Annotated in this window: 22 protein-coding genes; 12 read left to right on the forward strand and 10 right to left on the reverse strand. The window is 40.0% G+C overall.

Translation table 11 applies throughout. From position 1 onward, the window contains the following. Positions 1-3 precede the first annotated feature (3 nt). The 5 genes from ligA to NE848_RS14790 form a co-directional block, all read right to left on the reverse strand. Positions 4-1998: an NAD-dependent DNA ligase LigA gene (ligA, locus tag NE848_RS14770; RefSeq protein ID WP_252115013.1), complete on the reverse strand. Its 1995-nt coding sequence runs from the start codon at positions 1996-1998 to the stop codon at positions 4-6. A 17-nt stretch (positions 1999-2015) separates the two neighbouring features. Beyond that, positions 2016-2687, reverse strand: a complete 672-nt coding sequence (locus NE848_RS14775) for a VOC family protein (RefSeq protein ID WP_252115015.1) — start codon at positions 2685-2687, stop codon at positions 2016-2018. A 2-nt stretch (positions 2688-2689) separates the two neighbouring features. Then, positions 2690-3292, reverse strand: a complete 603-nt coding sequence (locus tag NE848_RS14780; protein WP_252115017.1) for an LOG family protein — start codon at positions 3290-3292, stop codon at positions 2690-2692. Between the two features lie 5 nt (positions 3293-3297). Beyond that, a complete protein-coding gene (gene prmC, locus NE848_RS14785; RefSeq protein ID WP_252115019.1) occupies positions 3298-4146 on the reverse strand; it encodes a peptide chain release factor N(5)-glutamine methyltransferase in 849 nt (282 codons plus the stop codon). Positions 4147-4219: 73 nt separating this feature from the next. Then, positions 4220-4705 carry a GNAT family N-acetyltransferase gene (locus NE848_RS14790; RefSeq protein ID WP_252115021.1) on the reverse strand — a complete coding sequence of 162 codons (486 nt, stop codon included), beginning with the start codon at positions 4703-4705 and terminating at the stop codon, positions 4220-4222. Positions 4706-4733: 28 nt separating this feature from the next. On the opposite strand from NE848_RS14790, the gene ribD reads away from it, so the two are divergent. From ribD to NE848_RS14810, 4 genes are read left to right on the forward strand one after another with little or no spacing between them, the layout of a single operon-like run. After that, a complete protein-coding gene (ribD, locus tag NE848_RS14795) occupies positions 4734-5792 on the forward strand; it encodes a bifunctional diaminohydroxyphosphoribosylaminopyrimidine deaminase/5-amino-6-(5-phosphoribosylamino)uracil reductase RibD (RefSeq protein ID WP_252115023.1) in 1059 nt (352 codons plus the stop codon). Then, positions 5770-6378 carry an HAD family hydrolase gene (locus NE848_RS14800; protein ID WP_252115025.1) on the forward strand — a complete coding sequence of 203 codons (609 nt, stop codon included), beginning with the start codon at positions 5770-5772 and terminating at the stop codon, positions 6376-6378. The genes ribD and NE848_RS14800 overlap by 23 nt, the downstream gene beginning before the upstream one ends. Continuing rightward, a complete protein-coding gene (locus NE848_RS14805) occupies positions 6375-7247 on the forward strand; it encodes an EamA family transporter (RefSeq protein WP_252115027.1) in 873 nt (290 codons plus the stop codon). The genes NE848_RS14800 and NE848_RS14805 overlap by 4 nt, the downstream gene beginning before the upstream one ends. Next, complete coding sequence (locus tag NE848_RS14810) at positions 7244-7858, forward strand: IMPACT family protein (RefSeq protein WP_252115029.1); 615 nt, start codon at positions 7244-7246, stop codon at positions 7856-7858. Before NE848_RS14805 ends, NE848_RS14810 begins: the two co-directional genes overlap by 4 nt. On the opposite strand, the gene NE848_RS14815 is transcribed toward NE848_RS14810, so the two are convergent. Beyond that, positions 7855-8253, reverse strand: coding sequence for an acyl-CoA thioesterase (locus tag NE848_RS14815; protein WP_252115031.1), 399 nt, complete (start codon positions 8251-8253; stop codon positions 7855-7857). The two genes, NE848_RS14810 and NE848_RS14815, sit on opposite strands and share 4 nt — an antisense overlap. Before the next feature lie 202 nt (positions 8254-8455). Between NE848_RS14815 and dnaA the strand changes: the two genes are divergently transcribed. The 3 genes from dnaA to NE848_RS14830 are packed head-to-tail and all read left to right on the forward strand — an operon-like array spanning position 8456 to position 11086. Beyond that, positions 8456-9883, forward strand: a complete 1428-nt coding sequence (dnaA, locus tag NE848_RS14820) for a chromosomal replication initiator protein DnaA (protein ID WP_252115032.1) — start codon at positions 8456-8458, stop codon at positions 9881-9883. 10 nt (positions 9884-9893) lie between these two features. Then, complete coding sequence (locus tag NE848_RS14825) at positions 9894-10361, forward strand: low molecular weight protein-tyrosine-phosphatase (RefSeq protein ID WP_252115034.1); 468 nt, start codon at positions 9894-9896, stop codon at positions 10359-10361. Beyond that, positions 10358-11086 carry an SAM-dependent methyltransferase gene (locus NE848_RS14830; protein WP_252115036.1) on the forward strand — a complete coding sequence of 243 codons (729 nt, stop codon included), beginning with the start codon at positions 10358-10360 and terminating at the stop codon, positions 11084-11086. Before NE848_RS14825 ends, NE848_RS14830 begins: the two co-directional genes overlap by 4 nt. Here NE848_RS14830 and NE848_RS14835 read toward each other — a convergent pair. The 4 genes from NE848_RS14835 to dapF form a co-directional block, all read right to left on the reverse strand. After that, on the reverse strand, positions 11083-11751 hold the full coding sequence (locus tag NE848_RS14835; protein WP_252115038.1) for a peptidoglycan-binding protein LysM: 669 nt from the start codon (positions 11749-11751) through the stop codon (positions 11083-11085). The two genes, NE848_RS14830 and NE848_RS14835, sit on opposite strands and share 4 nt — an antisense overlap. A gap of 197 nt (positions 11752-11948) precedes the next feature. Continuing rightward, entirely contained in the window at positions 11949-12992 is a 1044-nt protein-coding gene (gene mltG / locus NE848_RS14840; RefSeq protein ID WP_252115041.1) for an endolytic transglycosylase MltG, read from the reverse strand. Then, a complete protein-coding gene (locus NE848_RS14845) occupies positions 12982-13512 on the reverse strand; it encodes a GNAT family N-acetyltransferase (RefSeq protein ID WP_252115043.1) in 531 nt (176 codons plus the stop codon). The genes mltG and NE848_RS14845 overlap by 11 nt, the downstream gene beginning before the upstream one ends. Then, a complete protein-coding gene (gene dapF, locus NE848_RS14850; RefSeq protein WP_252115045.1) occupies positions 13506-14294 on the reverse strand; it encodes a diaminopimelate epimerase in 789 nt (262 codons plus the stop codon). The genes NE848_RS14845 and dapF overlap by 7 nt, the downstream gene beginning before the upstream one ends. Before the next feature lie 133 nt (positions 14295-14427). Here dapF and NE848_RS14855 point away from each other — a divergent pair, with 133 nt between their 5' ends. From NE848_RS14855 to rplS, 5 genes are all read left to right on the forward strand, one after another. Continuing rightward, positions 14428-15825, forward strand: a complete 1398-nt coding sequence (locus tag NE848_RS14855; protein WP_252115047.1) for a S1C family serine protease — start codon at positions 14428-14430, stop codon at positions 15823-15825. Between the two features lie 122 nt (positions 15826-15947). Next, positions 15948-17396 (forward strand): glyceraldehyde-3-phosphate dehydrogenase, encoded by a 1449-nt coding sequence (locus NE848_RS14860; protein WP_252115055.1) that lies wholly within the window; start codon positions 15948-15950, stop codon positions 17394-17396. Positions 17397-17598: 202 nt separating this feature from the next. After that, positions 17599-18192: a hypothetical protein gene (locus NE848_RS14865; protein ID WP_252115057.1), complete on the forward strand. Its 594-nt coding sequence runs from the start codon at positions 17599-17601 to the stop codon at positions 18190-18192. Positions 18193-18235: 43 nt separating this feature from the next. Continuing rightward, the gene (trmD, locus tag NE848_RS14870; protein WP_252115059.1) at positions 18236-18916 is read left to right on the forward strand and encodes a tRNA (guanosine(37)-N1)-methyltransferase TrmD; all 681 of its coding nucleotides are present in this window, start codon (positions 18236-18238) and stop codon (positions 18914-18916) included. A gap of 117 nt (positions 18917-19033) precedes the next feature. Further along, entirely contained in the window at positions 19034-19384 is a 351-nt protein-coding gene (gene rplS, locus NE848_RS14875; protein ID WP_252115061.1) for a 50S ribosomal protein L19, read from the forward strand. Positions 19385-19399: the final 15 nt, after the last annotated feature.

Consider the following 19399-nt stretch of genomic DNA (forward strand, 5'->3'; position numbering starts at 1 on the left):
TTTTCAATTAAGCATTGCGAGAAAGTCATCCTCACTTATGATATTGGTCCCAAGCTTCTCTGCCTTGGCCAGCTTACTTGGCCCCATATTCTCGCCAGCTACCAGATAATTTGTCTTTGAAGAAATTGAACTGGACACCTTTCCTCCATTATCTTCAATAAGTTTTTTAAGCTCATTCCTAGATACCTTTTCAAATACCCCCGAAATCACAAAAGTATTTCCTTCGAGTATATCGGTCTGATTCGCGAGCTTCTCTGCCGAGATCTCAAGTTGAACACCATATTGCCTGAGCCTTTCAACATTTTCCCTGTTTTCTTCATTGCTGAAGAAATCGACCACACTCCAGGCGATACGCTCTCCAATTTCATCAAGATTAATAAGCTCTTCCTCTGAAGCCGCCATAAGGGCATCTATATTCTTGAAATGCTTTGCCAGTTTCTTTGCCACGGTTTCACCCACATATCTAATTCCAAGAGCAAACAAAACCCTTTCAAAAGGAACCTCTTTGGATTTTTCAATTCCATTGATAAGGTTCTCGGCCGATTTATCTGCCATCCTTTCCAGTGGCAATACATCTTCTTTTTTAAGAGTATAGAGATCGGCGTAATTACCGATAAGGTCAGCATTCACCAACAAGGCTACAGTTTCACCTCCAAGACCTTCAATATCCATTGCCTTTCTCGAAATATAATGCTGGATACGACCTGTTATCTGAGGTGGACATCCATTAGTATTGGGGCAGTAATGCTGAGCCTCCCCTTCGTTTCGTACCAGTTCGGTATCACATTCGGGACAGTGTGTCGCATATTTTGTAGGTTCAGATTCCGGATCACGTTTGGTAAAATCAACTCCCACGATCTTAGGAATGATCTCCCCGCCTTTTTCAACAAATACGGTATCTCCTTCCCTTACGTCCAGCTTTTCGATCTGATCGGCATTATGTAAAGAAGCTCTTTTTACCACCGTACCTGCCAGTTGCACAGGTTCCAGATTCGCCACGGGGGTGATAGCTCCCGTACGACCTACCTGATAGGTGATCTTTTTAAGCTTTGTACTCTCCTGCTCCGCCTTGAATTTATATGCCATTGCCCACCTTGGTGACTTGGCCGTATGCCCCAGCTCTTCCTGCTGATGGATGTCATTTACCTTGACCACCACCCCATCGGTCTCATATGGTAAATCATGGCGATGCTCATCCCAGTAATTGATATACTGAAGCACTTCTTCTATCGAATCCTTAAGTTCTGATTCTTCCGGAACCTTGAAACCCCACTCCCTGGCTTTTTTGAGACCTTCGAACTGAGTGGATATCCCGGTGTTATTCCCTACAATACTATAAAGCAGACAATCAAGCGGTCTTTTTGAAACTTCAGCACTGTCCTGGAGTTTTAAACTGCCAGATGCCGTATTCCGCGGATTTGCATATGGTTCCTCTCCTATATCCACGCGTTCAGCATTCATTTTGGCAAAACCTTCATATGGCAGGATGATCTCTCCCCTTATGTGGAATTTTTCAGGATAATCATCTTTCAATTTTAATGGCACAGAACGGATAGTCCTTACATTATTGGTCACATCATCACCCTGGAAACCATCCCCGCGGGTCACGGCCCTTTTCAGTCTTCCGTTCTCATATGTAAGACTGATGGAAGCTCCGTCATACTTCAGTTCGCATACATACTGCACTTTACCTTCAACGATCTTCCTGATCCTCTTCTCCCAGTCTTCAAGCTCTTCTTTTGAATAGGAATTTGAAAGCGAATACATCCTGTGTTCATGAACAATCGTCTCAAAGTTCTTCGTTATCGCACCGCCAACTCTCCGTGTGGGTGAATTTTCATCCTCAAATTCCGGATGTTTTTCTTCCAGTTCCTGAAGCTCCTTCAGCTTCATATCAAATTCATAATCGCTTATCTGAGGCTTATCCAGCACATAATAGTTGTAATTATGCTGCTGTAATTCTTCACGAAGACTCTGAATTTTCTTTTCGCTATCCATTTAAAAATCGGTTGGTATTAGTTTTTTGAAATTTCTAACTGGTTATTAGTAAAAGACAGATGAAAATTTTGCTCCTTATGTTCAAACTCCAGTTTAAAAGGAGACATATAAGCTTCATCATTGGTAGGAAACCAGTCCTTTAAATGATTATTAATTGTAATAATGAGGCCAGAAGGCTCCCCTATCGCGCAAAACCTTTCATAGTCCCCGTCAAACTTATGCAGGTCGCATTCAAGGTTAAGCTGTTCAAATTTCTCCTTCACATTATCTGTAACCAGGCCTATCTCGGCAATCCCAACAATATTGGAAGGATTGAAGATCGCCGATTCCGGTTTACTGAATTCACGGCGGGAAATAAACTCCATAATGTTCTTATCACAGTCATAGAAATAGACCGACATGGCCTGCCAGTTGCTGAAATCTATGATTTTCTCTCTATTAAATGGCAGAGCGGCCATTTTGCCCTCTACCCAGGCCAGGGCTTCTTTCTCCTGACAGTCGGGAATATGAAAAGCTATATGATAAGGAGTAGCGTTTTCTTTATATTCAAATCTTAGAATGGAATAACCCAACACCAGTTCAAAACTTTTCTCGGAGTAATTCCTAACCTCAAAATTCAGTTCATCCCGATAGAACTTAAGCTGCTCCTTTATATCATCACTGTAAATAGTAAGCTTCTTTATTTTCATGATCAGGTCTGGTTTTTATTCATCCATTTCGGAACCGGTTTTGGCTCAAATTTTCTCATCTTATCAAGCAGCTTTTCAAAATCGTCAGAAACCAGAAGAATATCCAGATTATCCTGCTTAAGCAGGCCTTTAGAGGTCATTTTCTGAAGCATATTGATAAGATCTTCATAAAAACCACCAATATTCAACAGGCCAATTGGTTTTCTATGCAATCCCAACTGGGCCCAGGTTACAATTTCAAAGAGTTCTTCAAAGGTTCCAAAGCCTCCGGGCAAAGCCACAAAGCCATCACTAAGTTCGTTCATGGCAAGTTTGCGTTCATGCATATCGTTAGTAGTAACCAGTTTATCCAGACCGGTATGAACCACTTCCTTTGTCTTTAAAAAATCGGGAATCACCCCGGTTACCTTACCTCCATGATCCATTACTCCTTTAGCCACCTGACCCATCAGACCAAGCTTACTTCCTCCGTAAACAAGCCTGATTTCATTTTGAGCAATTATCTTTCCTGCTTCATACGCGGTTTGATAAATCTCAGGATCATTACCATCACTACTGGCACAGAAAATGGCCAGGTTATGGATATTATTCAATCTACTACTCATATTAGCTATTTCTTAATCCCTTTCAGCATTCGGAAGTTCCCAAAAATATCCTTTTTCAACTCGGTTTCAAAACCAGAACTCTCAACCAGCGCTTTTGTCTCTTCAGCAAGATACTGGTTAATTTCAAAATATAGACACCCCCCGGGATTCAGAGCATGCTGTGCAAGACTGGTAATCTTGCTGTAAAATATCAAAGGATCAGTGTCTTTAACATACAAAGCAGTTTCGGGTTCGTGGTCCAGTACATTCCTTTGCATATCCTTTTTCTCAATTTCTCTCACATATGGAGGGTTCGAGACAATAATATCGAACTTCTGTTTCAGATCTTCCGTTTGCAGAATATCCTTTTTCTCAAAATTAGCCTTCACATGATTTTCCCTTGCATTCTCTTCTGCCAGTTTCAGGGCTTTTTCAGATATATCAAAGGCAACAACTTCAGCATTTCCAATAGCTTTCTTAAGACTAACCGCTATACATCCGCTACCTGTTCCGATATCCAGAATTCTAATTGGCTTACTAACATTCCTAAATTCCGACACTATCCACTCTACCAGTTCTTCTGTCTCAGGCCTCGGAATAAGGACATGCTCATTCACTTTGAATTTCATTCCAAAGAACTCCTCTTTCCCCGTAATATGCTGTATTGGCTCATGATCCTTTAATCGAAGTAGAGCGTGTTCAAACCATGCTTTCTGTTCTTCCGAAACCTCAAAATCTCTATTTAACGCGGTTTCCAATCTGGTCATTCCTAAATACTCTTCGGTAAGAATATGGAAGAATGATTCAATTTCAGTTGTAGGATAATCATCCTTTAACTGATCTATAAACTGTATTTTTAACTGGGAAAGAAGCATTTTAAAGCTGAAAGTTTAAAGTTTAAAGACTTGCCTAAAGCTGATTGCTGGAAGCTTATAGCTAACTTAAAGCTCACAACTCTTTAGTCATAAAGACAGTGCAATTATAGTGACCTGTATTCCCAAGAGGTTTTTCAATCACTTCAAATCCATTCTTATCATATAATTTACGGGCATTTTCCATATACGGCAGTGTTTCGATATAGCACTTTTTGAAGCCTTTATTTTTTCCAAATTCAAGACAGCGGGTGATCATCGCGGTTCCAATTCCTCTCCCTCTGGACTCGGGCAGAAAATACATCTTTTGGAGTTCGCATATCTCATCTTCCATTCCGGTTAAAGGTGCAATTCCTGCTCCACCTATTATTTTTGAACCTTCTTCCACTACAAAGTATACACTTTTGTCATTTTCATAGGTTCGGGTCATATCATCCAGTGCCTTATCTTCATATGCCGTCCCCACTTTAGGAACACCCATTTCAACAAGCACGCTCCTTATTAGCTCTTTAACCTGCTGATTGTCTTCGGGTTTTATCTCCCGAATTTTCCATGTATTCATTCTGCCTAATTAATTCTATTTTTGTGAGGTGAATATAAGCGAAAAATACATAAAACGCTGCATAGAACTCGCCCGAAACGGACTTGGAACTACCTACCCGAATCCTATGGTTGGAAGCGTGATCGTACATGATGGAAAGATCATAGGAGAAGGCTGGCACAGAAAGGCCGGAGAACCCCATGCCGAGGTGAATGCGATCAGCTCAGTGAAAGATGAAGGTCTTCTGAAAGATGCAACTATTTATGTAAGTCTTGAACCCTGCAGCCATTTTGGAAAAACACCCCCCTGCAGTGACCTTATTATAGACAAAGGAATTAAAAAAGTGGTCATCGGGACTATGGATCCTTTTGCTAAGGTTGCAGGTCGTGGAATCAAAAAACTGATGGATGCCGGTTGCAAAGTAAAAGTTGGAGTACTTGAAGAAGAATGCCTGGAACTAAACAAACGCTTCTTCACTTTTCATAATAAAAAGCGCCCTTATATAATCCTGAAATGGGCACAGACCCAGGATGGTTTTATCGCCCCTCAAACAAAAGCAGAAAAGAAACCGGTTTGGATCACCAATAAATATTCGGGGACCCTGGTTCATAAATGGCGAAGCGAAGAGGCAGCGATACTGGTAGGCACCAAGACGGTGCTGGAAGATAATCCAAATTTGAACGTAAGAAAATGGATAGGACAAGATCCAGTGCGGGTGATTATCGACAGGGAACTAAAGATCCCCCAGGACACTTCAGTATATAACCGAAACCAGAAAACGATCGTTATTTGCCACAAAAAATCTGAAGTCTTTGAGGATGAAAACCTCATTTTTGAGGAGATAAATTTTTCAGAGAATATTGCTAGGGATATCTGCGATATACTTTATAAACATGAGCTGCAATCACTTATTATTGAAGGAGGAACAAGAACCTTACAGCAATTCATTGACAGCGGTCTCTGGGATGAAGCCAGAATTTTTACAGGAAAGACACGTTTTACAGCAGGAACCAAGGCTCCTCTTTTGAATGGAAAACTGGAGGAAGAGGTGCTGATTGGAAGTGATAATTTAAAAATTTACAGAAATGATCAAAGCGATAATTTTTGATTTTGGGGATGTTTTTATCAGTTTAGATAAAGCAGCCACAACCAATAAACTCAAGGAGATTGATATAAATGAACTGCCGGAATCTCTTATGGCAAAAAACAGGGAATACGAACAGGGGTTTGTAACCTCCGATGAAATTTCAGACCATTATACAACTGAATTCCCCCAGCTAAATTCGGAGGACTTTTTGAATGCATGGAATTCCATTTTGCTGGAATTTCCTGAATATAAATTCAGATTTATCCAGAAACTCTCCCAGGAAAAGGATTATAAGCTCATTTTGCTCAGCAACACCAATGAAAATCATATTGAATACATAAAGAACAATGTCCCATTTTTTGAAGATTTCAGGGATTGTTTTGACGCCTTCTACCTTTCTCACGAGATAGGGCTGCGAAAACCAGATCCCGAAATATTTGAATTCGTACTGGAACAGCATGATCTTAAGCCTGAAAACTGCCTATTTATTGACGACACGCCAGAGCATATCGAATCGGCTGCCAGCCTAGGTTTTCATACCTGGAATCTTGAGCCCACCCGGGAAGACGTTATAGATCTTTTTACTACTAAAAGCGATTTATTTTGATCTACCTGCTTCTAAGTGTATTATCATCTACCATAATTTTTGTGGTATTCAGGCTCTATACCAGATTCAATGTTAATACGCTTCAGGCGATTATTGTTAATTATTTTATAGCCTGTATGGTTGGTTTCTTCGGCTATATTGAAGGTTCCGATTTCACCAATGTTCCATCTGAAAACTGGTTCCCCGGGGCCCTCATGCTAGGAGCTCTTTTTATAACCGTTTTCAATCTTGCAGCCATTACCACACAAAAAAGTGGACTTTCTGTAGTTGCCGTGGCCACAAAAATGTCGGTCGCAATTCCGGTACTATGTGGAATTTTCCTTTACAAGGAAAGTACAGGAGCCCTGAAGCTTACAGGAATTGTACTCGCCCTGGTAGCTGTTTACCTCACTTCAATTAAAACAAGAGAGGGACTTAATATAAAGAGCAAAAACCTGATTTTCCCACTGTTAGTCTTTCTTGGAAGCGGTATTATAGACACCAGCCTTAAATATCTTGAGACCAGTTATGTTGCCGAAGAAGACGTTGGACTCTTTTCTTCTACCATTTTTGCAACAGCGGGAACACTTGGGGTTTTAATTTTAACAGGCCAGGCGATTTTAGGGAAGCTTAAGATCACCTGGCGGAATATACTTGGTGGAATTGCACTTGGAATTCCCAATTATTATTCCATCTATTTCCTGGTTATGGCTCTGCGCAGTCACGGGTTTGAAAGCTCCACCATTTTTACCATAAATCACGTAGCTATTGTTACGCTTTCTACGATTACCGGAATCATTCTTTTCCGTGAAAGACTTTTAAGAAAAAACTGGATAGGGCTTGCAATTGCAGTTATTAGTATTATCCTGGTAGCAAACTCTGCGATATGAAAGATACATATCAAAGTATCACCAAAGCTTCGCCCGAAGTCCTTTTTAAGGACAGGAATTCAAAATTTTTTGGATATGCCTTCCCCATAAAAACGGAAGAAGAAGCGAACGAATATATTGAAGAATTAAAATCAAAACACCATAAGGCTCGGCACTGGTGCTATGCATGGCAACTGGGAAAGGAAGAAGAGAATTATCGCTACAGAGCAAATGATGACGGAGAACCTTCAAATTCGGCCGGAATGCCAATTTACGGACAGATACAATCTTTTGATGTTACCAATATACTCGTAGTTGTGGTGCGGTATTTTGGCGGTGTCAAACTTGGTGTCGGCGGACTTATAAATGCATATAAGACTGCAGCACAAATGGCACTGGAAGAATCAGACATTATTAAAAGGACTATCGATGAAGTTTTTGTGGTGAAATTTGACTATCCAGAAATGAACAAGGTGATGCAGGTGATCAAACAGAATAACCTGAATGTAATAGATCAAAAACTGGAAATTGACTGCAAAATCTATATCTCGGTGAGAAAAAATGATGCAGAACAGATCTATTCTAAATTTGACAATACCTATAAAGTAGAAATCACAAAACTGAAGGATTAATCCTGCAGCTTTTCCAAAATATATTTAGGACAACGAATAGGCTTCCTGGTTTTTGCATCCATAAAGACCAAAACCGAGGTCGCCGTAGTAACCAAATCACCATTTGAGTTAAACACCGAATAGTCGAAGGTAATTTTAACATTTGGCAACTCCTGCAAACGCGTTTCTACCTTAAGGTTCTCATGAAAAGTGACCGGTTTGTGATATTTCAATTTTAATTCGAATACCGGCAACATTACTCCCTCTTCTTCCATACTTTTGTACGAGATCCCGAGTGACTCTAACCAGTCAATACGGGCCATTTCAAGGTATTGAGGATAATTTCCATGATGCACCACACCCATTTGATCGGTTTCGGCATATCGGACTTTAACAAAAGTTTCGTGTGATTTCATGCAAAAAAAATAGCCTTTTTGAGAAAGGTTTTTTATCTTCAGGCTCGGAAGTAAGTATGCATAAAATTTTCTTAAAATTCAACCCCAAAATGGTTTTTTTTTTACATTTTTTGTTCACATATTTGTTCCGCTCGAGTTGGGAAAATCAATTGCCCGGCTTCCAATAGAACTTACTACTAACCTAAACTAAGTTTAACTAATAATGTCGAAAACTGCGCAATCGGTTTGGAATAACTGTCTGTCATTTATTCAGGATAACATTACCCCTCAAGCTTACAAAACATGGTTTGAACCTATCCAAGCAGTGAAACTAACAGATTGTGCCCTGAGCATCCAGGTACCGTCGAAATTTTTCTACGAATGGCTGGAGGAGCATTATGTCAAGCTGTTAAAAGTTTCTCTCACACGTGAACTTGGCGATAAAGCCAAACTGGTTTATGTGATCAAGATGGAGAACACATATGGTAACAAACTTCCGTTTACCGAAAAGATCCCAAGTACCCAAAGATCTCAAATGGCCTCTCAGGAAGTTGACGTACCTATTAAGAATAAAAGTCCCGAGCTGAAGAACCCTTTCATCATTCCCGGAATCAGGAATGTGAAGATAGAATCTCAGCTAAACCCCAACTATAATTTTGAAAATTTCCTTGAAGGTGAATCCAACAGGCTGGCCAGATCTGCAGGTTTAGCAGTAGCTAACAAGCCTGGAGGCACCTCTTTCAACCCACTTTTAATATTCGGAGGCGTTGGACTTGGAAAGACGCATCTCGCTCACGCTATTGGAGTTGAGATAAAAGACAAGTACCCAGAAAAAACAGTCCTTTACATCTCTGCTGAAAAATTCACTCAGCAGTATATTGAATCTGTAAAAAAGAATAACAGGAACGATTTTATCCATTTTTACCAGATCATAGATGTTCTGGTTGTGGATGATATACAGTTGCTTTCAGGCAAGGCAGGAACACAGGATGTATTTTTCCACATCTTTAACCACCTTCATCAGAATGGAAAGCAAGTTATCTTAACCAGTGACAAGGCTCCGGTGGACATGCAGGATATTGAACAGCGCTTACTATCCCGATTCAAATGGGGACTTTCAGCTGAACTTCAACATCCCGATTTTGAAACCCGTGTGTCTATCATAAAGAACAAACTTTATAGGGACGGTGTTGAAATGCCTGAAGATATAGTGGAATTCCTTGCCAATAATATCAAAACCAATATCAGGGAACTGGAAGGCGCTATCATTTCATTGATCGCCCACTCTTCTTTCAACAAGAAAGATATCACCCTGGAACTGGCTAAAAAGATCGTTGACAATTACGTTAAGAATACAAAACGTGAGGTTTCCATAGATTATATCCAGAAAGTTGTAAGCGATTACTTCCAGATGGATGTAGATACACTACAATCTAAAACAAGGAAAAGACATATAGTGCAGGCAAGGCAGCTGGCGATGTTCTTTGCGAAAAAATTTACGAAAGCATCACTGGCGAGTATCGGTTCACAGATTGGAAGCCGCGATCATGCCACTGTATTACATGCGTGTAAAACGGTAGACAACCTGGCCTCGACCGACAAACAATTCAAAAAATTTGTTGAAGACCTCAACAAGAAGCTCACATTATAAAATACATTTTATGAAAACCAGGGTATTGATGGTGTGCCTCGGCAATATTTGCAGATCACCCCTGGCCGAAGGTATTCTAAAATCTAAAGTTGACACAAATAAAGTATTTGTAGATTCGGCGGGTACCGGCAGCTGGCATATAGGTTCTCAACCCGATAAAAGGTCCATCGCTATAGCAAGAAAAAACGATCTTGACATAACCGATCAGCGAGGGAGACAATTTTCAGAAAAAGATTTTGATGATTTCGACCATATTTTCGTGATGGATAATTCCAATTTCAGGGATGTGATGTCTATGGCGAGAAATGATGAAGATCGCAAGAAAGTGCATCTGATCCTTGAAGAGATCTTCCCTTCAGAGAATGTTGATGTTCCCGATCCGTATCATGGCGGAGAACAGGGATTCGAAAATGTTTACATGATGCTGGACGAAGCCTGCGAACAGATCGCCGAACAACTGAACAATGGCACACTATGAGTGATGCCGAAAAAAAATACGGCAAACTTTATCTAATTCCGGTAGGTCTTGGTGATTCAGTTCCTGATAAAGTTTTTCCTCCCCTTAACAAGAACATCATTGAAAATATAGATGATTTTATTGTTGAAAATGAAAAATCAGCGCGCCGTTTTATTAAGCAAATACTTCCGGAAAAATCACAGCAAAGCCTTAGATTAAAAGGACTTAATAAATTTACCGATCCGGCTGAGATTCCTACATTTCTTGATGCTGCCAAAGAAGGAAAGAATATGGGGCTTCTTAGCGAGGCAGGCTGCCCGGGTGTAGCCGATCCCGGTGCAGAGATCGTGAAATTGGCACATCGCTATAATATCCAGGTAGTTCCGCTTATTGGCCCATCCTCTATTCTACTTGCCATGATGGCCAGTGGAATGAATGGACAGAGCTTTAGCTTTCACGGATATTTACCTATAGATAAAAAAGAAAGAAAACACGAGATAAAGCAACTTGAAAGAATTTCTGCTGAAAAGAATCAGGCGCAAATATTCATTGAGACTCCCTACCGAAACACAAAATTCCTGGAAGATCTTGTTCAGAACCTACACCCTACAACCAGAATCTGCGTTGCATGTGATCTGACTCTGGACTCAGAATTCATAAAGACAGCAACCGCTTCAGAATGGAAAGATATAAATACTGATCTTCATAAAAGACCGGCAATATTTATCATTCAGAAAGATATTTAAACGGAAAGCTTGTCGAAATCTACCCGGGCGTTCTTTTCAGTTCTCACAAAAGAAACGTCATATCCACCAAATCGCTTCATATAGGTTTTAATGGTAGTTCCAAATGCATCACTAAAAGCCTGAGCACCCCAGCTTCTAAGGTATTTCTTCACACTCCCTGGACCAGCAAGATGAGCGGCTGCCAGAATACCAGATTCAGTAATAAGAACACCGTTTATGGTTTTACCTACGAATCTTTTGATATCCCTTTGTAATATCCACTTATTCCTGGAAGCATTGGCATAAAATGCCGCTTCCTGTAAGGCAGGTGAATTCAGAAATTCAACAGTGTCGTAGATTCCCACCAGCTTTAATGTTCCTTTTCCAAACTGATATTTTCCAAGATATCCATATTCATTGATGGTCTTGTAGTCACCCCTAGACTCTTTAAAAGCCAGCGCTTCTTTAAAACCTACATAGGATTTCCCCAGAATGGGAGCAGTGTGGGAGATTTCAAAATCCGGTTCAATTTCCTCTTTGAGGTTTTCTACCGTATACTCGAGATCGAGATTGTAAGTAGAGTAATTTTCCAGATTTAGTTTAGCAGCATCTTTAGTTGAAAAACTAAAAAATATAGAGCCCGCTGCAAGAGGCAAGATTGAAAATTTTGCAATTTTCTTTCTCATTGCTTTTGTTTTTGAAAGGTTGCTGGCATGCCTATTAACATAGATCATACCCCTTTCATATTCGCCCGGCAAATGTATAACAAATTTTAATAATCTGAACTACAGCCTGTTAATCCTTTTTTAAAGTTATTGTGTTTTTAACTAAAGAATAACTTATTGAGGTTCAAAACCTTAAACAATCCTAAATAAAAATAGCTCTAACGATTTATGCCCTGGCGGTTGATCCAACGCACATATTCCTGCTTATTTCGGTTATGTTGAGCGAGAGTTTTGGCGAATTTATGGTAGCCGAAATTTTCCACATCTGCCACAAAATAGTAGAAATCATGATCTTCATAATTCAATACTGCATCTATGGAAGAAATATCGGGCATATGGATAGGCCCAGGAGGAAGTTGACGATATTTATAGGTATTATATGGTGAATCAAGTTCCAGATCTTTATAAAGCACTCTTTTGATAATAGTGTCAAAATTCCCCGTCTTTTCCTTAATGGCATAGATCACTGTTGGATCGGCGTCCAGCTTCCAGCCATTCTTATAACGGTTCATATAGACACCGGCTACCCTGGGTCTTTCTTCCACTTTTGCGGTTTCCTTCTGCACTATCGATGCCAGGGTGATCACTTCATATGGAGTTAAGCCTGTTTCTTCTGCTTTCTTAAGCCTGTTCTCGTTCCAGAAACGATCAAATTCCTTTTTCATTCGCTTTCGGAATTCTTCCGCAGAAGTATTCCAGTAAAATTCATACTGATTAGGAATATACATCCCTAATGCATTTTTTTCAGTGAAATCATTTTCATTCAAAAAGGTAGTATCCTTAAAGGAATTGAGCAATGCAGCACTATCTGCCTCTATCTGAACTGATATTCGTCCAGCCAGATCCTCAAGCCTTTCCTGGTTATTAAAGATGACCTTTACAGGCTTATTCCCGATTCGCAGCTCATTTACCAGGTCATTATTGTTCATTCCTTTTTCCAGAACATACCTTCCCGGTCTAACATTACCGGTATAACCTTTCTTCTGTGCTACCAGGCTGAAAGACTCGATATCCTTCAACAAAGGCTTTAGTGAATCCCTTACAGTTTGAAAAGTAGCCCCGGTTGGAATATAGACCGTTTCCTGCCTGGAGTCAAAAGCTGTATTTGAGGAAAATATACTGTTATAGACGTAATAACTGAATATTCCAAGAGCTATCACACCAAGAATGGCAATTGCGATAAGTATCTTTCTAATGTACATTATTCAATAATTGATAAAGCCATTCATCTTTGAATTCTCCATTGAAAAATGACCAGTCTTTTTTAAGACCTACTTTTCTAAATCCGTTACTTTCAAAAACCCGCATACTATCCCGGTTATTAGCCGTAACGTTTGCATATACCTGATGAAGGCCCAGATGTGTAAAACAGTAGTCGCAAAGCAGGGATAAACTTTCAGAACCAAAACCTTTTTTACGGTCCTTTCTATTAGCGATCAATATTCCTATAGCGGCACGCCGATCTTTCGGCTCCAGATCGTATACATCAATAAGACCTACCCGTCTGTTTCTTTTAGTACAGATAACCAGTCTTAACTGTTTAATATCATAGATATCCCTATGAGCATTTTCCAGGTACTGTCTTATAAGAAATTTTGAATAGGGTGCTTGAGTGGAACTTATCTCCCAGAAATCTTCGTCATTCTCGATCTTATGGACAAAATCCAGATCTTCGGGTTCCAGGGCTCTCAGGTATACTTTCTGGCCTTTTAATGTTAGCATATAATTTCGCCTTTAAAGACCTGTTCAGCAGGTCCCGACAACCAAATATCGGAAAAACCATTTTCAGTTTTTTTGAAGTCAACAAAAAGTTCACCTCCCTGGGTTACTAATTTCACCCTTTCCGCATTTGTCTTACCTGAAGAATAAGCCGCCAAGGCAACCGCAGTCACACCAGTACCACAGGAAAGGGTTTCATCTTCTACTCCCCTTTCATAGGTCCTTACCGAAAAAGCATTATCTGAAATCCCTTCAACAAAATTAACATTCGTGCCACCACTATTCTTGTATCTGTCAGAATACCTGATATCAGCTCCTTCCCGTTTAATGTCTTTTGTGGCAATATTCTCAGCAAAAATGACATGGTGAGGAGAGCCCGTATCCAGAAACAGGAAGTCTTCATTTTGAGAAATATCCTTTACATCCTGCATTTTCAGGCTTACTATCCCATCATTCAATGCAGCCTCATGAGGACCATCAATTGCAGTAAATCGTGCTTTATCCTTGATTATGCCTAAAAACCTGGCAAAAGCAACCAAACAGCGACCACCATTCCCACACATACTACTTTCATTTCCATCGGCATTGAAATAGACCATTTTAAAATCGTCTTCAGGATCCTCAGAATCCTCCAGAAGTATCAGCCCGTCAGCCCCTATGCCAAATTTGCGGTCACAAAGCCTTCCTACCAATTTGGTATTATTTTTGGATATTTTCTGATCCCGATTATCGATCATTACAAAGTCGTTGCCCGTACCCTGATATTTATAGAATGTCAGTTTCATAGATCTTTTTCAAAAGTGGCACAAATATACAATTTTGAAGAGGAAAATAGGGCTGTTAAATGGTCGTTAAATTATACGCTTTGTATAATAATATGTTAACTGAAATGGTTTATTAATTAAATAACATCCGAAAATGAAAAAAATAGCGAATCTACTATTTGTTTCCGTCCTTGGAGGTGTTCTTACCTTGGGAAGTTACAAACTATTTTTTGACGAAGAATCTCAGGAATTTCAGGCTAAGGATCAAACCACACAAAATTCTTTCTTACCCGTAACCAACACTAACCACGTTTATGGGACCAATGCCGATTTTACTGAAGCGGCTGAAAAGACGGTTCATGCCGTGGTTCACGTGAAAAACGTGGCAGTTTTTAAAGGACCGAGAAACATCTGGGAATACTATCAATATGGAAATAATGGTGGCCGTGCCTTACAGGGAGCCGGTTCTGGTGTGATCATTACTCCAGATGGTTATATAGTTACCAATAACCACGTTATAGAAGGCGCCAGTGAAATCGAGGTGACATTAAACAATAACCAGACCTACAAAGCCGAAGTGATCGGCAGCGATCCTATCTCTGATATCGCTCTTATAAAAGTAGATGCCGAAGACCTAGAATATATTCCCTTTGGAAACTCAGATAACGTAAAACTCGGAGAATGGGTACTCGCGGTAGGAAACCCTTTTAATTTGAAATCGACTGTCACTGCCGGAATAATAAGTGCAAAGGCAAGAGACCTTAATGCTAATGACAGCTCTCCACAGTCATTCATACAAACTGATGCTGCAATCAACCCTGGCAACAGTGGTGGCGCGCTGGTGAATATCAATGGTGAACTCATTGGGATCAATACCGCTATCACTTCTCCAAGTGGAAGTTATATTGGATATGCATTCGCGGTACCTTCTAATAATGCAAGAAAGATCGTTGAAGATATTATGGAGTTTGGCGATGTTCAGCAAGGAATTCTGGGCATAAGAGGAGGCAGCATTACTCCTGCGGCAATCCAGGAACTTGAACTTAGTGAATCTCAGGGAGTATATGTAAGTGATGTCACTCCTGGAAGTGGCGCAGCGAATGCAGGTATCAGGGAAAGAGATATTATCAAGAAGATAGACAACATCAATATCAATAAATTCTCTGACCTTACAGGCTATATCAATTCTAAAAGGCCTGGTGATGAAGTTAAGGTAAAGATAGTTCGCGATGGTGATGAAAAAGAACTAAATGTGAAGCTTACCAAGCTTGAAACATATAGTATTATACCTATAGGTCTGGAAGTTGCCAATGCAACCAAAGAAGAGTTGAAAGCTTTACAGGCCCCTAACGGAGTTAGGATCAATCGGACGCTGGCAGAAAACCTTCCTGCAGGAGAGCTTGTTGGAGGAATCATTTCTGAGATCAACAATCAAAAGGTAAATTCTATAAGAGACGTAAGAGAAGTGATTCAGGAAAGGAGAACTTCAGAACCTATAGTGATCACCTTCTATGACCTAAATGGTGAAAAGCAAAGAATGGCCTGGAGATAGGTCAACGATAATAGTCAAATAAAACCCTTCAGTTGTGAAGGGTTTTTTTATGAATAAAAGTTTTTACGAAAACGTTTGAAATATATACTTTTGCGGCAAATTTATAACAACACATCTTAAACATGGACTTTAACAAAGTTTACGAAAAAGAACTGTCTTTCCAGGCAGATCGCCGAAAGTCAACTGTAGAATTCATCAATATTGTAAGTGACCTGTGGTATGACAAATCTATTGAACTGGTACTTTTCAGAAACCAGTTGATCAACAGAAATGTTAGCGATATACTGGACCTTCATGAATATGCCGGTGAATTTGTTGGAAAACCAATTTCTATTTTTGATTCTGTAGAGATCGCAAAAGCGATCCAGGATCTTAATCTGCCTCCTGCCAAGCTTGATATTGGAAAGTTAACTTATGAATATCATCTGGAAGATCAAATCTACAGCAATGCTATGGCCTTTGTGTCAAACAAGTTGAGCAATGCCAAAAAAACTGAAACGGTCACTCCTAAAGATGTGGTGCTCTATGGTTTTGGGAGAATTGGTAGGCTTGTAGCGCGTGAGTTAATGACCAGAACAGGAAAAGGAAATCAGCTTCGACTACGCGCGGTTGTAACCAGAGGAAAGGTAGATCGCAGTGTTCTTGAAAAACGAGCTTCACTTTTAAAAAGTGACTCGGTTCATGGACCTTTCAGCGGTACGGTTAATATAGATGAGGAGAATTCAGCACTTATCATCAACGGCACCACCGTTCATATGATCTCTGCAAATCAGCCGGAAGATATAGATTATACAAAATATGGAATAGACCATGCACTTGTGATAGACAATACCGGAGCCTTTAGAGACAAAGAGGCCCTTAGCAGGCATCTCGCTTCCAAGGGAGCTGCAAAAGTGTTGCTTACCGCCCCGGGGAAAGGAGTTCCAAACATTGTTCACGGAGTGAATCAGAAGGAATACAGCCCTGAAGAGATTGATATTTTCTCTGCGGCTTCATGTACTACAAACGCTATCACCCCTGTTCTAAAGGCTATTCAGGATTCACTGGGGGTTATTCATGGCCACCTAGAAACTATCCACGCCTATACCAACGACCAGAATCTGGTTGATAACATGCATAATAAATACAGAAGAGGTCGTGCTGCAGGACTAAATATGGTGATTACCGAAACCGGCGCAGGAAAGGCCGTTTCAAAAGCGCTTCCGGTTTTTGAAGGGAAACTTACATCCAATGCCATAAGGGTTCCGGTACCCAACGGTTCGCTGGCCATATTAAACCTGGAAGTTGAAAAAGAGACAAGCCTGGAAGATGTGAATTCCATCCTGAAAAGGTATGCACTTGAGGGAGATCTGGTAGAACAGATACAATATTCTGTAGATAACGAACTGGTTTCCTCAGATATTATTGGCTCCTCGGCCCCGGCTATCTATGATAGCAATGCAACCATAGTATCGGCAGATGGAAAAAACGTTATCCTTTATATATGGTATGACAATGAATATGGCTACAGCCACCAGGTAATTAGACTTGCGAAGTATATCGCTAAGGTTAGAAGATATACTTATTACTAGAAATTACCAGAATTTATTAAAAAATGACCCCGCCTTTCGCGGGGTTTTTTTATTTTTGCGCCACTTTTAAGACATTAAAAAACTGATTTAAAACAAATTAAAAAACCTACAAAAGGCGAATTTCCACCCGAAAATCTGAAATACTAACTTATACATTCGCTCGTTGTTGTTTATGGAACCAAACAAATTCAAAGCCCAGAAAATGAGTAAGAAAAATTACATTTTTGCTATTTTTATCCTTGTTAGTGTATTTCAGATGAATGCCCAAACAGACAGCCTTAAGACCGAAACCCCGATACAGGACGAATTCACCAAACTTATTGAAGAGTCTAATAATTACCAGGGGTACAAGGTAGTAGATTACGACAAACTTATCGATTTAAGAAATACCACCAGGAATTACATAACTGAACTTAAGGAAGAGATCATAGTTCAGAAAAATACGGTTGATCAGCAAAATGATGAGATCGAAAAACTCAAATCTCAGCTTAACTCTACCCAGGAAGACCTGACAAGAGTAACCGAAGAAAAAGACGCCCTAATGTTCCTTGGAATGCCTTTCAGCAAAGGAGGGTATAAAGCAATGATGTGGGGAATAGTAGCTGTTTTGGTGGTTATATTACTCATATTATTTTTCCGCTACAAAAGCTCACATGCTGCGACTCGTGATGCCAAGCAGAAACTTAATGAGACCGAAAAAGAATTCGACGCTTACCGCACCAAAGCCCTGGAGAAAGAACAACGTCTTGGCAGAATGCTTCAGGATGAACGCAACAAGACGAGCGGAAACTCCTAGTTAAGTTTGCCTGAAGGCAATTCCGAAATCATAATTTACTCAGATGCGTATCGATATAATTACTGTTGTACCAGACATCCTTAAAAGTCCGTTTGAAGCCTCAATTCTTCAGAGAGCTATAAAAAAAGGGCTTGTAGAGGTGTATTTACATAACCTACGGGATTACACTACAGATAATTATAAACAGGTAGACGATTATCAATTTGGAGGTGGTGCCGGAATGGTAATGATGATCGAACCTATAGATAAATGCATTTCAAAATTAAAGTCTGAGAGAGACTACCAGGAGGTCATTTATATGACCCCCGATGGTGAAAGGCTTAATCAGAAGATGGCGAACAGGCTGTCCCTTCAGGAAAACATTATTATTCTCTGTGGTCATTATAAAGGAGTAGATCAAAGAGTACGGGATCAGTTCATCACAAAGGAGATCTCCATAGGAGACTATGTGCTTTCTGGAGGAGAGTTGGGCGCTGCCGTTCTTAGCGATGCAATAATAAGATTACTACCAGGAGTTTTGGGAAATGAAACTTCGGCATTGACCGATTCGTTCCAAGACAACCTCCTGGCTCCACCGGTATATACCAGGCCTGCAGAATATAAGGGCTGGGAAGTCCCTAAAGTACTTACTTCAGGAAATTTTCCGAAAATTGAAGCATGGAGGGAAGAGCAGGCATATGAAAGAACAAAAAAATTACGGCCCGATCTTTTAGAAGAAGAATAAATTTTTCATTGACAGGCTTGTACAATAATATAAATTACTTAATTTTGCACTCATTCTAAAATAACCTCTGGCGATAACCGTGAATGTTGTTTTGGATTTTACTTTAAACTATCAAAAATGGAATCCTTAGTAAAATACGTTCAGGACGAATTCGTAAACAAAAAAGACCTACCTCAGTTTTCAGCAGGTGACACTATCACTGTTTATTATGAAATTAAGGAGGGTCAGAAAACCAGAACTCAGTTCTTCAGAGGTACTGTGATCCAGAAAAGAGGAACTGGTGCTTCTCAAACTTTCACCATTAGAAAAATGAGTGGTACTGTGGGAGTAGAAAGAATTTTCCCGGTTAACCTACCTGCTATTCAGAAAATAGAAGTGAACAAGCGTGGTAAAGTTAGAAGAAAGAGAATTTTCTACTTTAGAGGACTTACTGGTAAAAAAGCACGTATTCAGGAAGCGAAAAGATAATTTTCAAAATTCTTA

The sequence above is a fragment of the Gramella jeungdoensis genome, assembly GCF_023805255.1.
GTDB lineage: Bacteria > Bacteroidota > Bacteroidia > Flavobacteriales > Flavobacteriaceae > Christiangramia > Christiangramia jeungdoensis.